15 protein-coding genes and 2 riboswitches are annotated in these 15,938 nt (G+C 59.1%); of the genes, 6 read left to right on the forward strand and 9 right to left on the reverse strand.

The features are described 5' to 3' along the window. Window positions 1-12: 12 nt before the first annotated feature. The 9 genes from CU048_00650 to coxB all read right to left on the reverse strand — a co-directional run bounded on the left by CU048_00650 (window position 13) and on the right by coxB (window position 9,442). Window positions 13-1,278 (reverse strand): peptidase M16, encoded by a 1,266-nt coding sequence (locus tag CU048_00650; protein ID QBR70031.1) that lies wholly within the window; start codon window positions 1,276-1,278, stop codon window positions 13-15. Next, on the reverse strand, window positions 1,275-2,693 hold the full coding sequence (locus CU048_00655) for a threonine synthase (protein QBR70032.1): 1,419 nt from the start codon (window positions 2,691-2,693) through the stop codon (window positions 1,275-1,277). The genes CU048_00650 and CU048_00655 overlap by 4 nt, the downstream gene beginning before the upstream one ends. A gap of 97 nt (window positions 2,694-2,790) precedes the next feature. Continuing rightward, on the reverse strand, window positions 2,791-3,519 hold the full coding sequence (locus CU048_00660; GenBank protein ID QBR70033.1) for a surfeit 1: 729 nt from the start codon (window positions 3,517-3,519) through the stop codon (window positions 2,791-2,793). Window positions 3,520-3,521: 2 nt separating this feature from the next. Next, on the reverse strand, window positions 3,522-3,899 hold the full coding sequence (locus CU048_00665) for a hypothetical protein (GenBank protein QBR70034.1): 378 nt from the start codon (window positions 3,897-3,899) through the stop codon (window positions 3,522-3,524). A gap of 107 nt (window positions 3,900-4,006) precedes the next feature. After that, on the reverse strand, window positions 4,007-4,870 hold the full coding sequence (locus CU048_00670) for a cytochrome c oxidase subunit 3 (protein ID QBR70035.1): 864 nt from the start codon (window positions 4,868-4,870) through the stop codon (window positions 4,007-4,009). A gap of 152 nt (window positions 4,871-5,022) precedes the next feature. Then, the gene (locus CU048_00675) at window positions 5,023-5,604 is read right to left on the reverse strand and encodes a cytochrome c oxidase assembly protein (protein QBR70036.1); all 582 of its coding nucleotides are present in this window, start codon (window positions 5,602-5,604) and stop codon (window positions 5,023-5,025) included. 188 nt (window positions 5,605-5,792) lie between these two features. Continuing rightward, on the reverse strand, window positions 5,793-6,749 hold the full coding sequence (locus tag CU048_00680; GenBank protein ID QBR70037.1) for a protoheme IX farnesyltransferase: 957 nt from the start codon (window positions 6,747-6,749) through the stop codon (window positions 5,793-5,795). Window positions 6,750-6,822: 73 nt separating this feature from the next. Beyond that, complete coding sequence (gene ctaD / locus CU048_00685) at window positions 6,823-8,484, reverse strand: cytochrome c oxidase subunit I (protein ID QBR70038.1); 1,662 nt, start codon at window positions 8,482-8,484, stop codon at window positions 6,823-6,825. A 73-nt stretch (window positions 8,485-8,557) separates the two neighbouring features. Beyond that, window positions 8,558-9,442: a cytochrome c oxidase subunit II gene (gene coxB / locus CU048_00690; GenBank protein ID QBR70039.1), complete on the reverse strand. Its 885-nt coding sequence runs from the start codon at window positions 9,440-9,442 to the stop codon at window positions 8,558-8,560. Window positions 9,443-9,799: 357 nt separating this feature from the next. On the opposite strand from coxB, the gene CU048_00695 reads away from it, so the two are divergent. From CU048_00695 to CU048_00720, 6 genes are all read left to right on the forward strand, one after another. After that, complete coding sequence (locus tag CU048_00695) at window positions 9,800-10,321, forward strand: invasion-associated locus B family protein (protein QBR72545.1); 522 nt, start codon at window positions 9,800-9,802, stop codon at window positions 10,319-10,321. A 93-nt stretch (window positions 10,322-10,414) separates the two neighbouring features. Next, window positions 10,415-11,053: a hypothetical protein gene (locus tag CU048_00700; protein ID QBR70040.1), complete on the forward strand. Its 639-nt coding sequence runs from the start codon at window positions 10,415-10,417 to the stop codon at window positions 11,051-11,053. A gap of 98 nt (window positions 11,054-11,151) precedes the next feature. Then, window positions 11,152-11,249, forward strand: a riboswitch (glycine riboswitch). Between the two features lies 1 nt (window position 11,250). After that, a riboswitch (glycine riboswitch) is annotated at window positions 11,251-11,353 on the forward strand. A 64-nt stretch (window positions 11,354-11,417) separates the two neighbouring features. Further along, window positions 11,418-12,575, forward strand: a complete 1,158-nt coding sequence (gene gcvT / locus CU048_00705; protein QBR70041.1) for a glycine cleavage system protein T — start codon at window positions 11,418-11,420, stop codon at window positions 12,573-12,575. Beyond that, a complete protein-coding gene (gene gcvH, locus CU048_00710) occupies window positions 12,575-12,952 on the forward strand; it encodes a glycine cleavage system protein H (protein QBR70042.1) in 378 nt (125 codons plus the stop codon). The genes gcvT and gcvH overlap by 1 nt, the downstream gene beginning before the upstream one ends. Before the next feature lie 54 nt (window positions 12,953-13,006). After that, window positions 13,007-14,353 carry an aminomethyl-transferring glycine dehydrogenase gene (locus CU048_00715; GenBank protein ID QBR70043.1) on the forward strand — a complete coding sequence of 449 codons (1,347 nt, stop codon included), beginning with the start codon at window positions 13,007-13,009 and terminating at the stop codon, window positions 14,351-14,353. Beyond that, window positions 14,347-15,894 (forward strand): glycine dehydrogenase (aminomethyl-transferring), encoded by a 1,548-nt coding sequence (locus CU048_00720; GenBank protein ID QBR70044.1) that lies wholly within the window; start codon window positions 14,347-14,349, stop codon window positions 15,892-15,894. The genes CU048_00715 and CU048_00720 overlap by 7 nt, the downstream gene beginning before the upstream one ends. Window positions 15,895-15,938 lie beyond the last annotated feature (44 nt).

Consider the following 15,938-nt stretch of genomic DNA (forward strand, 5'->3'; position numbering starts at 1 on the left):
TTCGCTACTCCTTTAGACTCCGCCGAGCCGCTCGGAGATGCGGTCAGGGGTAAAAACCTTAGCCACCGGTCCGATCGCCGCCACGGTAGGCGGGGATCGGAGCGCATGGGCGCCAGCGGCGCGAATGCGGGCAACATCCAAACCATCGATCGTTGCGATGATCTCCTCGCGAGTCAGAACCCGGTCGAAAGCGATCAATTGCCGGGCGATCTGCTCGCAGCGCGAAGCCGGGGATTCGAGTGCCGCAAGAAGAGAGACCTTCATCTGCGCCTTGGCGCGGCGCACTTCCATTTCACTCAAATCGAAAGCGGCTTTGGCCATGCATTCGATCGAGACGGGCATCAATTCGGCGACGTCCTTCGGACCGGTCGCGGCGTAAAAGCCGAATAACCCCGCATCCGAATAGCCCCAGTGGAAGGCATGAATGGAATAGGCCAGGCCGCGCGTTTCGCGTACCTCCTGAAAAAGCCGGGAGGACATGCCGCCGCCAACCGCGTTGGCGAAGATTTGCATGGCATAAAAATCTTCATGCGTGTAGGCCGCCCCTTCAAAGCCGATCACGATATGGGCTTGTTCCAGCCGCCGCTTGAGCCGCCTGTCGCCGCCTCTGTAGCGCGCGGGTGCGGCGTCGGATTGAATGGCTTGCGGAGCAAGACGCTCGAAACGCCGCGCCGCTTCGTCGCAAACGGCGGCGTGCTCGACGGCGCCGGCCGCGCCAACGACGGTTACTCCCGTGCGATAATGGGTATGGAGATAGGTGTTGATCGCGTCCCGGCCAAACCCGGAAACTCTTTCAGGTGTGCCAAGGATCGGTCGGCCGATCGGCTGATCGGGAAAGGCGGCTGCGTTGAACATCTCGAAGACGAGATCGTCCGGCGTATCCTCGACCGCGCCGATTTCCTGAAGGATAACTCCTTTCTCGCGTTCGAGTTCGGCGCTGTCGAATGTGCTTTCGGTCAGAATATCGGCAAGGATGTCGAGGGCGAGGACGGCGTCTTCGGCAAGAACATGGGCGTAATAGGCGGTATGTTCGGTGCTTGTTGCGGCATTGAGATCGCCGCCCGCGGCCTCGATCTCCTCGGCGATCTGGCGCGCCGAGCGGCGCCGCGTTCCCTTGAAGGCCATGTGTTCGAGCAGATGCGACAGACCATGCTCATTGGCCATCTCGTGGCGCGAACCCGCACCGACAAAGACGCCGAGTGAAGCTGTTTCCAGATGCGGCATCCGATCGGTGGCGATCCTGAGGCCGGATGGCAAAGTGGTGACCTCGACGCTCATGATGCGGCCCGATTCGGCGCCGGCGTAGCGCGGGCTCGGATAAACCGCTCGATTTCAGCCTGATCATTCGGCAAGACCGTGAAAACCTCCTTGCGTTCGAAAAGACCTTCCAGATGGGCAGGCAGGGTCGGCCGGGCGCCCGTGGCGTGCTCGATGGCGGCCGGAAATTTGCTTGGATGCGCAGTGCCAAGGGAAACGATCGGGGTCGCTGTTGCGCTCGCCTGCGCCCGCCGCGCGGCCCCCAGGCCGACGGCGGTATGCGGATCGGCGAGATAGGCCGCGTCGTGCCAGGTCCGCGCAATCTCCGCCGTGGTTTCGGATTCGTCGATGCTGAACGCATCGAAGTCGGCCCGAATGGCCTCCAACGCGGCGGGTGCAATCGTAAAGGTCTGCGATTGCCGTAATCCGCCCATCAGGACGCGGAGCGCGTCCGCGTCGCGAGCGTAGACCTCGAACAAAAGACGCTCGAAATTCGAGGAAACCTGAATATCCATCGAGGGCGATTGGGTAGCTTGAACTTGCTTCACGGCGTAGGTGCCGCTCTTCAGGGTCCGAGCGAGAATATCGTTGGAATTTGTTGCGATTACAAGCCTTTCAATCGGCAGACCCATGCGCTTGGCGATCCAACCGGCAAGAATATCACCGAAATTTCCTGTGGGCACGGCGAAGGAGATTTTTCGACGCGGACCACCGAGCGCGACCGCGCTGGTAAAATAATAGACGGTCTGGAACAGGACTCGCGCGAAATTGATCGAATTGACACCTGAAAGATTAAGTGTATCACGGAAGCTGCTGTTATTAAACATAGTTTTTATCAGAGCCTGCGCGTCGTCAAAGGTCCCTTCGATCGCGATCGTATGGACATTGTCGGCTGCAACCGTCGTCATTTGGCGGCGCTGCACGTCCGAGACGCGGCCATGCGGGTAGAGAATGAACACATCGACCTGCCGGAGGCCGGCAAACGCTTCGATCGCCGCAGCGCCGGTGTCGCCCGAGGTTGCGCCGACGATTGTCGCTCTTTGCCCCCGCGCTTCAAGAATGTGATTGAACATTCTTGCAAGGAGCTGCATCGCCAGATCTTTGAAGGCGAGAGTTGGCCCGTGGAATAATTCGAGGACAAACAAATTGGCATCGAGCTGAACCAGGGGCGCTATCGCGGGATGGCGGAACTTGCGATAGGCAGCCTTGAGCATCTCCCGCAAGGCTTGCGGCTCGATCTCCCCCGCCACAAATGGCGCGATAAGAGCCTCGGCAACGTCCGCATAGGAACGGCCCGCGAAACTGGCGATAGTGTCGTTCGACAGGCGCGGATAGGCCTCCGGCAGATAGAGTCCGCCATCCGGTGCGAGGCCCGCCAAAAGCATCTGCGTGAAGGAGACGGGCGGTGTCTCACCCCGTGTCGAAATAAATTTCACCTCAACGCGCCTCCTGCGACCGGCCTAGCCCCCAAAATACACCATGAAGGACAGGATGGCCTGACTTTGCCACGCCCTGTGAAAGATATGCGATATCTCATCGCTTTTGCCAGGCGAAAGCGGCGAAAACGCCAAGCAGCGTCAGGGCCAAGCCAAACCAGGTCAAGGCGTAGGAGAAATGATTGTTCGGAATATTCAGCAAGGTCGTCCCGCCTTTCGGCCAGCCGCCCGGGAGGGGAACATCGTCGGCGTCGACGCTGAAAGGCGCGGCGGGGGCCAAGCCGAAATGCGCCGCGATCAAGCTGGGATCGCGGGTGAAATAGCGTCCCGCGGCGGGCTCGTCGGGAGGCGTGAAGTAATTGCGCGCCTCCGGCGGACGCATCAGTCCGGTCAAATGGGTTTCGCCCTCAATAAGCCCGGCGGTCCGGCTGCTTTGATCTTTGCGGTCGAGAGACACGAACCCGCGGTTGACGATGACGAAGCCGCCCGATTTGAGACGCAGCGGGGTCAGCACAAGATAGCCGGAATCCTGGCTGCCGGCGGTGCGCCCGCTGCTCGGCGTGAAGACAAGGGCTTCATCGTCGTTCAGAAAAGTGCCATCGACTTCAACGTGGCGGTAGGCATAGTCGTCGGGGCGAAGGTCAGGCCAAGCAGCGAGCGGCGGCAGTTGTTGCGGGGGAGCTTTCGCGCGGGTTTCAATTTCGCCGATGATCTTTTCTTTCCAAGCAAGCCGTTGCAATTGCCAGACGCCCAGCCAAACGAGAATGGCGCAGGCCAGGCAGGTCCAGGCAGCAGGCCATATGAGGCTTTTACGGTGCGAGGGCATGCTCAGTGTTCTGGGCGTCCCTGTTCTGCCTTGTTGGCATATTGCAGAGCGATGAGCACGCCCTTGAGGGGCCGCAGAAGGCCGAGGCAAACAATGCCTGTCAAAGGAAGAAAAAGCGCAAGGTGGACCCAAAACGGCGGCTCGTAACGCAGTTCTACCCATAAAGCCGCGCCGAGCACGATAAAGCCGCCGATGAGACTGACGAAGACCGCCGGACCATCTCCGGAATCGGCGAATTTAAGGTCAAGCCCGCACGTGCCGCAGCGTGGTGCAAGCGTGATGAAACCAGCGAACAATTGGCCCTGGCCGCAACGCGGACAAACGCCCCTGAGGCCGCTGATCAAAGCCGATTGGGGCGGATGATCGTTTTTCAGGCTCATCCCAGTTCCATAACAGCATTGCTCCCAAATGGAAGCCACAACCCTTGCCCGCAAAATAAAAGGGCGGCTTTGCAACCGCCCTCACACTCACGCTCGGCTGAAGGCGCTCAGCCCTCCATGGCAGCCCCCCAGGAACCCCACACATAAATGCAGGCGAACAGGAACAGCCAGACGACGTCGACGAAATGCCAGTACCAGGCGGCAAATTCGAAGCCCAAATGCTGGGTTTTCGTAAACTGTCCCGCAAAAGCGCGCAGCAGGCAAACGATCAGGAAAATCGTTCCGACCAAGACGTGGAAACCATGGAACCCCGTCGCCATGAAAAAGGTCGCGCCATAGATCGACCCTTTGAACGCGAATGGCGCGTGCGCATACTCATAGGCCTGAACACCGGTAAAGGTCGCGCCAAGAAGGACGGTCAGGATCAAGCCAGCCTTCAGCCCAAAACGGTCTCCATGGAGCAGGGCATGATGCGCCCAGGTCACGGTTGTTCCGGAGGTGAGAAGGATAAGTGTATTGAGGAGCGGAAAATGCCAGGGATCCAGCGCCTCGATTCCCTTGGGCGGCCATGTCCCCCCGGTAAATTCAAGCCGCGAATATTGGACCGCCTCGCCGGGAAACAGGCTTGCGTCGAAGAACGCCCAAAACCAGGCGACGAAGAACATGACCTCCGAGGCGATGAACAAAATCATGCCGTAGCGGTGGCTGATCTGCACGACCCGAGTGTGGAAGCCGCCGTGCTCGGCTTCGGCGATGACATCGCTCCACCAGGAGAACATCACGTAGAAGATGCCGAGGAGGCCCGCTCCGAAAATATAGGCGCCGGGCTTGAGGCCGCCGAAGGAGATATGCTTCATCCACATGATGGCGCCGAGCGCCATCACGAAGGCAGCGATCGCTCCAATAATAGGCCAAGGGCTCGGAGCAACGAGGTGATAATCATGGTTCGGTTTCGCGTGGGCATCCGACATCAGATCAACTTTACTCCCGCTTCGAGGCTCACGAGCCAGTATTGAAGAATTCCGCCGAAGATCAGAGGCGAGCTTGAGGTTCAGCCACGAAATCTGACGGAAGGGATTTGCCGTGTTTGAGTCCCTTGGTCAAGGCGACCAAAGGTCTCGTTTCAGAGAGGCTTCTCCTTTGCCGCCAGGCCTTTGTCAGCCGAGGGGGCGGCAAAAAACGTATAGGACAGCGTGATCGATTGGACGCCCGCCATGGTTGCGTCCTGTTCCAAAGCCGGATCCAGGAAAAAGACCACGGGCATCTCCAGAGTTTCACCAGGTCCGAGGCGCTGTTCGTTGAAACAGAAACAAGCGATCTTATCGAAATAGGCCCCGGCGCTATCGGGGCTGACGTTGTACATGGCCCGCGCCACCGTATCGCGCCCCGACATATTGGTGACCCGGTAGAAAATGGTTGCCGTCTCGCCGGTGCGCAGTTTTATTTCGGGGGTTTCCGGCACAAACTTCCAAGCCAGTCCGGGAGCGACATTCGCGTCAAAGCGGACGATGAGATCCCTCGTCCCCGTGGTCGTTGGCGCGACTTTGGCAATTTGCGTCGTGCCCGCATAGCCGGTTGCGGCACAAAAGAGCCGGTAGAGCGGGGCAGACGCAAAAGCAAGGCCGAGCATGGCCAAGCTGACGCCGCCCGCAAGCGCGGCGATCATATATTTGCGCCGAAAAGAAAGAGCGGGCGACGGGTTCATGGCTTCGGATTCACGTCGCGAGGCCTATTACAAGGGCCGGTTGAGCACGCCCGGACCGAGCTTGGCGATCGTCACGATATAGAACAGAAGAACAAAGCCCGCGATTGCAAAACCAATTGCGATATTGCGGTGGCGACGGGCTCTTTGCTGTTCCGGAGTCAGCACGATGCCGGGCAATTTGCTTTCCATCATAGCGTCACCCATGGCCAATTCGCGCCCGAGAGGGCGGCGAGCCGTTCGCCGGCGATCTCCGCGAAAAGCAGGAAAAGATAGAGGATCGAGAAGCCAAACATTTGCATCGCGCATCGATTGGCTTTCGGACCCTTGCGGAACCAATAGACCCGTGCGGCCAATGCCAAAATAATGGCGCCCAGGATGACGGCGATGAGTCCATAGCCCCAGGACGCAAAGCCGATGAGCCATGGCGTAAGGCCAAGCGGGACGAGGACGAGCGTGTACAAGAGAATCGCTCGGCGGGTGCTGTCGGGCCCCTTCACATTGGGAAGCATGGGCACGCCGGCCCGGCCATATTCTTCGGACTTCACCAGCGCGAGCGCCCAAAAATGGGGCGGGGTCCAGACGAAGATGATGGCAAAAAGCGCGATACTGGAAAGGCTGATTTGGCCGGTGGCCGCCGCATAGCCGACGATGGGCGGCAGGGCACCGGCGGCGCCTCCGATGACGATATTTTGCGGCGTCGAGCGCTTCAGCCACATCGTGTAAACGACGACATAAAAGAAAATCGTGAAGCAAAGTAGCGCTGCGGCGAGCCAGTTGGCGACCACACCGAGGGTGAAAACCGACAGAACCGCCAGCGTCGCACCAAATCCCAGCGCATCCTCACGGGACATTCTGCCGGCTGGGATCGGACGCCGGGACGTCCGCCGCATCAGCGCGTCAATATCGGAATCATACCACATGTTGAGGGCGCCGGAGGCTCCGGCGCCGATTGCGATCGCGAGCAGCGCCGCAAATCCGAGAATTGGATGGACATGCGACGGCGCAATCAAGATCCCGGTGAAGGCCGTGAAAACCACCAGCGACATCACGCGCGGCTTTAGCAGCGCGAGATAATCGGAAGGACTGGCAATCGAAACCGAGGGACTCGGGACGATGCCGTCGTGGCTTTCACTAATGAAGCTCATTCGGACCGTTTCATGATCGCGCTCGCGATACGCTTCGAGAGAGGGATCCCGTCACTGCATCAAAACCTTCGTCTCAATGCTCGGACCCTTTGATGATCGGCAATATTTCAAATTGATGGAACGGTGGCGGCGAGGATAAAGTCCATTCGAGCGTCGTTGCTCCGGGGCCCCAAGGATTGTTTCCAGCAAGTCGCTTCTTGGCGAAGGCGTCGTACATCACATAGAAGAACAAAATGACGCCTATGCCGGAGATATAGGACCCATAGGAGGAAATCTGGTTCCAAAGCGTGAAGGCGTCGGGATAGTCGATATAGCGGCGCGGCATACCGGCGAGACCAAGGAAATGCTGCGGGAAAAAGGTGAGGTTCACGCCGACGAACATCAGCCAGAAATGCACTTTGGCCAAGGATTCATTGTACATGTAGCCGGTCATCTTCGGCGACCAATAATAGAAACCGGCAAATACGGCGAACACCGCTCCGATCGACAGCACATAGTGGAAATGCGCCACGACGTAGTAGGTCTCGTGAAAAGCCCGGTCGGCGCCGGCATTGGCCAGGACGACACCGGTCACACCACCGACCGTGAACACGAAGATAAAACCGGTCGCCCAGATCATCGGTGCGCGGAACGAGATCGAGCCGCCCCACATGGTCGCGATCCAGGAGAAGATCTTGATGCCTGTCGGCACCGCGATCACCATGGTCGCGAAGACGAAATAGCGCTGCGTGTCGAGCGACATGCCGACCGTGTACATGTGGTGGGCCCAGACCACAAAACCGACGATTCCGATCGCCACCATGGCATAAGCCATGCCGAGATAGCCAAAGATCGGCTTGCGCGAAAAGGTCGAGATGATTTGGCTGATGAGGCCGAAGGCGGGCAGGATCAGGATGTAGACTTCCGGATGACCGAAGAACCAGAACAAATGCTGGAACAACAGCGGGTCGCCGCCGCCGGCCGGATCGAAGAAGGTCGTGCCGAAATTGCGGTCGGTGAGGAGCATGGTGATCGCACCGGCAAGCACCGGCAGCGTCAGCACCAGCAGGAATGCGGTGACAAGAATCGACCAGACGAACAGCGGCATTTTATGCAGCGTCATTCCCGGCGCGCGCATGTTGAAGATCGTCGTGATGAAATTGATCGCGCCGAGGATCGAGGAAGCGCCGGCCAAATGGATCGATAGGATCAGGAAGTCCATCGCCGGGCCGGGCGCGCCGGTGTTGGAGGAGTAGGGCGGATAAAGGACCCAGCCGCCGCCGAAGCCCTTCATGCCGGGCGCGCCTTCGACGAACATCGAGATGACGGCCAGGGTCAAGGAGGCGGGAAGCAGCCAAAACGAAATATTGTTCAACCGCGGAAAGGCCATGTCCGGCGCGCCGATCATAATCGGGACGAACCAATTGCCGAAGCCGCCGATGAGCGCGGGCATCAGCATGAAAAAGATCATGATGAGGCCATGCGCCGTGATGATGACGTTGTAGAGGTTTTTCGCGGCATCGATCGCGGTATCGGGCGACGCGCCGTTGATCACCTGGGCGAGATGATTGAAGATTTGGATGCCGGGTTCCTGCAGCTCCATCCGCATGAGGATCGACATGATGCCGCCGACAATGCCACCGACAAGCCCAAAGACGATATAGAGGGTGCCGATATCCTTGTGGTTGGTCGAAAGCAGATAGCGCCGCCAGCCCGTCGGATGGGCATGCGCCGCGTGTTCTTCATGCTGTTCCACTGTCTTTACGGGCACCGCGCATCTCCTAGAACTCTGCTTTTCGACTATAGCTCATCAACCGCCCAACGCAGAATCAATGCGTAAGGGCAGGTGCCTCATTGGCCGCGAAATGGGCGGAATCGGCCGGGCGTGAGGCGAATTTCTGTTTCGCTTCGGCGAGCCACTCAGCGTATTTTTCCTCGCTGACGACGCGGAAAGCAATCGGCATATAGGCATGGCCCTGGCCGCAAATCTTTGAGCATTGCCCATAATAAATGCCTTCGCGCTCGGCCTTGAACCAGGTTTCATTCATGCGGCCGGGGATCGCGTCGATTCGAATGCCGAACGAGGGGACTGTGAGCGAATGAATCACATCCGCCGCCGTCACCTGGACATGCACGACTTTACCGACCGGAACCACGGCTTCATTGTCGACAGAAAGCTGGCGAATATCGCCGGGCTTCAAGTCCGCGTCGGCGATCATCATGGAATCAAATTCAAAGCCGCCGCCCTGATCCTGGGGATAGGCGTAAGACCAATACCACTGCTTGCCTGTCACCTTCAGGGTCAAATCCGCCGGGGGCAACACCAATTGATGCGTGAGCAGGCGGAACGACGGAATCGCGATCACAACGAGGATCATCACGGGGACAACCGTCCAGATCACCTCGAGAGTCGTATTATGGGTTGTCCGCGCCGGGGTCGGATTGGCTTTTTCGTTGAAGTTGACGATTACATACGCGAGCAGACCTAGAACCACCACGCAGATGCTGACGATGATCGGCAACAACACCCAATTGTGGAAGAAATCGATTTCATGCGCAATCGGCGTCACAGCTTCCTGAAAGCCAATCTGTCCGGGTTCCGGATAACCATTTGCGCAGGCCAAACCGGGCAGCACCGCAAGTCCTAAGATCCAAATCAGGGACCCGATCGCGAGAGCTTCGATGCGTCGCGCAGACAATCCGGCAAATCTCATAAGTCAACTCTCCGGCTGCGGCCACGGAAGGCGCGCCTATCCATCCCCACTCTTTTGGGATCGGTGGGGCCGCTGGTTCAAAACCACAAACCCAATTGCTGCGCAACCAACCCCGTTGCGGCATAAAAGCGCGTCGAATGCAAGCCTAGAGGCGACTTTGCCCGATATGAAGTATTTGCCTAAGGTCCGCGCTGTTTACGCGGAGAGGCGGGGCCTTTGCTTGACAGACCGCATTGATTTGCTAGTGGTCCCAGCACACCGCTTGGCGCGCGAAGGTGGCGGCTGGGAGTTTCCACGGATTCAAAGAGCTAGCGGCTTAACTGCTAAAAAAGGCGGGAACCATCCGTGGCGTGGGCGATCGAAGCATTACAAGGCAGCAGAGCACGGCGCCCCTTCGGGTTGGCACTGGGCGTAGCATTCCTCTTGGCGAGCGGGTTCGGCGCGGCTTGCCAAGGGGTGGTCAAATCCAAGCATGGCGACTGGGAGCTGCGGTGCGAAACGCCGCCCGGCGCCGCGCGCGAGCAATGCGCTTTGTTGCAAAGCGTCGCCGCCGAGGACAAGCCCAACATTAATCTTGTTGTCATCGTTCTGAAGACAGCGGATGGGAAAAGCCGCCTGTTGCGCGTCATTGCGCCGCTTGGGGTGCTGCTCCCCTCGGGACTGGGGCTGAAAATCGACGATGTCGATGTCGGACGGGCGGGTTTTGTCCGCTGCCTACCGACCGGCTGCGTCGCCGAGGTGGTCATGGAAGAAAAACTGATCGGACAAATGAAAAATGGCCAAAAGGCCACTTTCATCATTTTTCAGACTCCCGAAGAGGGAATCGGCATCCCGCTGACCCTGGCCGGATTTAAGGAAGGATTCGAGGGTTTGCCATGATTTAACCCACGATTTGGTCAAATGCTTCGGCGCGGCCGGGGGCGCGAGTTTAGGCTTTCGTGGCTTGCGGAGACCGTTTGGGGATAGCCATCAATGGATTGGCCAACTGTGATTCGTTTCCTTGGAAAGATGGCCTTGGTAATGTCGGCGGCGGTGAGCCTGGCTGGCTGCGGCGGGCATCTTGGAAACTTCGACGTTCCGGAGGCCAGCGGCTCCAAACTTGGAGCGCTGCTCGGATTCAAAAACAACGACGCGCCCGCTGCCGAAGGCACCCAGGTTCGGCATATTTTCTGTCCGGAAATCATAATTCTGGAGGGAACCGCCGCGTCCCAGGTTCATGCTGGAACGCCGCCTTCCAGCGCGAACTTGAAATATCAATTCGGGCTGACCGATGCCGCGCGGGAATGCTCGCTCGAGGGCGATCAACTCGCGATCAAGATCGGGGTTGCCGGAAGGGTTCTCCTCGGTCCTGCGGGAACCGCCGGGACCTACACCGTGCCCGTGCGGATGGCGATTGTCCGTGAACAGGGCAACGAGCCTCTCGTGAGCAAGCTTTATCGCGCGTCGGTCAGCGTCGGCATGACCACCGCCGATGGCGATTTCACGATCGTCTCCGAACCGTTGCATGTGCCGTTCACCCAGGACCACGCCGAAGAGGACTACAGCATAAAGGTCGGAATTGACGAGGCGGCGAGCGCGGATAAGTCGGCCGGCAAACACTCTAAACCTTGATGGCCTGACAGCGAGGCATTCAAGCGCTGGCGCGGTGCAAAGATGAAGCGATGCCATTGACAAAAGGGCTCGACGCGTTACGTTTTAAACGTCAGATCAAAACTTCAGCGGAAGAGTCCAGTTCGCGCTTAAACGGACTGGCGCCGAAGGCGCAACCGCCCCGGAAACGCTCAGGCAAATGGACCGCTCGAGGATGACACTCTGGAAAGCGACTTTTCGCCCTGCGTGGAAGGTCCACCGAAGGAGTTAACTTCGCTCTTAGGCGAGCGGGGGAAATCTTTCAGGTCCCAGGACAGAGGGGGCATAGCCTGGTGGCATTCGCGCCATCAATCGCCTTATGCTTTGTCCGGCCGAGTGGATTTGCATGTCCCATAGTCAGCCCGCTGTCGCCTGCGAACTCGCGCGCACGCCTTTGTATGATCTACATCGGGATCTGGGCGCCCGCATGGTTGGCTTCGCGGGCTATGCCATGCCGGTGCAATATCCCGCGGGCATCATAAGCGAACATCTACTCACCCGCGCGCGGGCGGGTTTGTTCGACGTTTCCCATATGGGCCAAGCGATTCTCGAAGGTCCTGGCGCCGGGAAGCTTTTGGAGCGGCTTGTACCGGGCGACATCGCGACGCTGTCACGTGGGCGAATGCGTTACACCCAGCTGCTGGATGATCACGGCCATATTCTCGATGATTTGATGGTGACGCGACTCGCCGACGGCGAAGATCGCGAGCGTTTCTTCCTGGTCGTCAACGCCGCGACCAAAGCCGCCGATTTCGCGTTTCTGACTTCCCGCCTTCCTGGCTGCAGGCTCACCATTCTCGACGACCGGGCGCTCCTCGCTTTGCAAGGCCCGAGGGCTGTCGACGTGCTGCGCCGCCAAGTTTCGGGCCCGGCGGGTCTTGAGCTTGCCAAGATGCCTTTCATGTCGTCGAAAAGCGTCGAGTGGGGCGGCATTGTCCTCGAAATTTCGCGCTGCGGGTATACCGGCGAGGATGGGTTCGAGATTTCCCTCCCCGCGTCGGCTGCGACGGCCTTTGCGAAAGCGCTGCTCGCCGATCCAGAGGTTTGCCCTATCGGGCTTGGCGCCAGGGATTCGCTCAGGCTTGAGGCAGGTCTCTGTCTTTATGGTCATGACATTGATGAAACTACCGATCCGGTCGAAGCCGGACTTCTGTGGTCGATTTCAAAACGACGCCGCGAGGAAGGCGGATTTTCTGGTTATGAGACGATCAAGCGCGCGATCGCCGAGGGTCCGCGCCGGAAGCGTATCGGCCTCATGCTCGAAGGCAAAGCACCGGCCAGAGAAGGCTCTGAAATTCTCTCGTTGGATGGCGGTCAAATGATCGGGCGCGTGACCTCGGGAGGGTTCGCGCCCACTCTCGAGCGTCCTATCGCGATGGGCTACGTTGACGCCGCTTATGCCTCGCTCGGAACGGAAGTGCGCTTGACGGCGCGGGGAAAGCTCCTTTCGGCCACACAAACGCTCATGCCATTTGTACCGCATCGTTACTTCAGGGGATCTTAATGTCGACCATTCGCTACACCACGGACCATGAGTATGTGCGCATCGAAGGCGAGGCCGGGGTCGTCGGAATCACCGATTATGCGCAGAATTTGCTGGGCGATATTGTTTTCATCGAGCTTCCCCCGATCGGCGAGACTTTGGTGAAAGGGGCCGAGGCCGCGACGGTTGAAAGCGTTAAAGCCGCGAGCGAGGTCAACGCTCCGGTTTCCGGCGAAGTGATCGAGGTCAATACCTCGCTTCAAGAAACGCCAGGTCTCGTCAATGAAGATCCATTTGGACGGGGCTGGATTCTCAAAATAAGGCTCAGCGATGCCGCTGAGCTCGAAAGCTTGATGGATGAAACTGCATATCTGGATTTTGTAAAAACGCTCGCGTAGCTCGCGCGACGTGGGGCGTCCGGTTGGCGAAGTGAAGAGAAAATAGGGCTAAGCATGCGCTACCTTCCGATCAACGAGAACGACCGCTCCGATATGCTTGCGCGCATTGGCGTCAGCGACATCGACGCGCTTTTTGCTGATATCCCCGAAGACAAGCGTCTGAAGCAAGCCCTCGATTTGCCTTTACGAAAAAGCGAGATGGACGTCGAACGGCTGCTCTCCGGGCTTGCGGCAAAAAATGTCGCGGCGGGTTCGGTGCCGTTTTTTGTCGGGGCAGGGGCCTATAGGCATCATGTCCCTGCAAGCGTCGATCATCTGATCCAACGCTCTGAATTTCTGACAAGCTATACGCCCTATCAGCCTGAAATCGCGCAAGGGACATTACAAGCCATTTTCGAATTCCAGACGCAGGTGGCGGCCTTGACGGCAATGGAGGTTGCCAATGCCTCGATGTATGATGGGTCGACCGCCACGGCTGAAGCCGTGGCCATGGCCCATCGCATCACCAAACGACGCAAGGCCCTGCTGTCGGGCGGCCTTCATCCGCAATATGCCGAAGTCGTGCGCACGTTTGCGCAGATGAGCGGCGACGAGGTTGTAACGCTTCCGCCCGATGTTTTCGCGGCCGAAAATCTCGGTGCGCTCATTGAGGGAGATTTATCCTGCGTCGTTGTACAAAGCCCGGATGTGTTCGGCAATCTGCGGGACCTTTCGGAGCTCGCCGCCTTTTGTCAGGCGAAAGGCACCTTGCTGATCGCGGTTTTTACCGAGGTGGTCTCACTGGGTCTGATCCAGCCGCCCGGAGCGATGGGCGCCGATATTGTCGTTGGCGAAGGCCAGGGGATCGGCAATCGCCTCAATTTCGGGGGCCCCTATGTCGGGCTTTTCGCGGCGAAAGCCAAATATCTGCGGCAAATGCCGGGCCGCCTTTGCGGCGAGACCGTAGATGCTTCCGGCCGACGCGGCTTCGTGCTGACTCTTTCCACCCGCGAACAACATATCAGGCGCGACAAGGCCACCTCGAACATCTGCACCAATTCCGGTCTCGCCAGTCTCGCTTTCACGATTCATCTGACCTTGCTCGGAGAGGCCGGTCTGCACCGGCTTGCCTGGATCAATCATGCCAACGCGGTTGAACTTGCCGAGCGGCTGGGATCCCTGTGGGGCGTCGAGGTTTTGAACGAGACATTTTTCAATGAATTTACAATCAGGATTAAGGGCGATGCCGCGCAAGTGGTCGAGCGCATGGCGGAAAAAGGCGTGCTCGGTGGCGTCCCCTTGTCGCGGCTTCTGCCGGACTCCGGATTGGACGATCTTATTCTCGTGGCCTCGACGGAAATGAATACGAATGCCGACCGTGAGGCCCTCGCCAAGGCTTTGCAAGGAGCGCTTTCATGTTGATGCGGCAGGTGCAGGCGACGCAAGCAGCCGAGATTGCGGCGGCGGAGCCGCGGACCTTCACGGGCAATCGCGGCCTTGAAATCGAAGAGGGCCTGATCTTCGAGATCGGCCGTCCCGAGACCACAGGCGTCGATCTCGACGAACCCGCGCCGTTCAAACATCGGCTTGGGCCGCACGAACGCCGGCAGCAGACCGGCCTTCCGGGCTTGAGCGAGCCTGAAGCGATCCGCCATTACGTTCGGCTCTCGCGGATGAATTATGCGATCGACGCTAATATCTATCCGCTCGGCTCTTGCACCATGAAGCACAATCCGCGCCTCAATGAGGCGATGGCGCGGCTGCCGGGCTTTGCGGATATTCATCCTCTGCAACCGCAATCCAGCATTCAAGGGGCGCTTGAGCTCATTGCCGAGCTTGGCCATTGGCTGATGACCCTGACCGGGATGGACGCGGTGGCGATGTCGCCTCGGGCCGGCGCGCAAGGCGAAGCTTGCGGCATGATGGCGATCAAATCGGCGATTGCGGCAAAAGGCGAGGGCGCCAGCCGCCGGATTGTTCTGGTACCGGAATCGGCGCACGGCACCAATCCGGCTTCGGCGGCGGGTGCGGGATTCGAGGTCCGCCCGGTTCCGGCTCGGGCCGACGGCACCCTCGATCCGGCTGCCGTCAAATCCCGCCTCGGGCCGGATGTCGCTGCGATTATGCTGACCAATCCGAACACCTGCGGATTGTTCGAGAAAGACGTTGTCGAAATCGCCGCCGCGGTTCATGCGGCCGGCGCCTATTTTTATTGCGATGGAGCCAATTTCAACGCGATCATGGGCAAGACGCGACCAGGCGATCTTGGCGTCGACGCGATGCACATCAATCTCCACAAGACCTTTTCGACGCCGCACGGCGGCGGAGGTCCGGGCGCCGGCCCCGTCGTCCTTTCGCCCTTGCTGGCCCCTTACGCGCCGGTCCCATTCCTGCGCCGGGATGAGCGGGGATATCATCTTGTCGAGCATCGCGGCGAAGCGCCCGATGCGTTTGGCCGGATCGCTGCGTTTCACGGCCAAATGGGCATGTTCGTGCGGGCCTTCGCCTTCATGTTGTCGCATGGCGCCGATGGCTTGCGGCAGGCGTCCGAGGATGCTGTTCTGAATGCAAATTATGTCCGCGCGAGCCTGAGGGATCTGATGTCGCAGCCGTTCGGCGACAGGCCCTGCATGCATGAAGTCTTGTTCGATGAGGCCTGGCTGAAGCCGACCGGTCTCACCACCCTCGATTTCGGCAAGGCGATGATCGATGAGGGTATCCACCCGATGACGATCTATTTTCCGCTGGTGGCGCATGGCGCCATGCTCATCGAACCGACCGAGTCGGAATCCAAGGCGTCGCTCGATCTTTTCATCGCGACTCTGCGCGATCTCGCCTTGGCTGCCCGAGAGGGCGACAAGGAGCGCTTTTTGGGGGCGCCGTATTTTGCGCCCCGCCGCCGTCTCGATGAGACCCGGGCGGCCCGAAATCCCATTCTCAAATGGGTCAAGCCTAAGGCTTAGTCTGCTTCTCTGGCCACATAAAGACTTGCTTATATCTTTATTGC

This window comes from Beijerinckiaceae bacterium (genome assembly GCA_004564215.1).
In the GTDB taxonomy this organism is placed as follows: Bacteria; Pseudomonadota; Alphaproteobacteria; order Rhizobiales; family Beijerinckiaceae; genus Methylocapsa.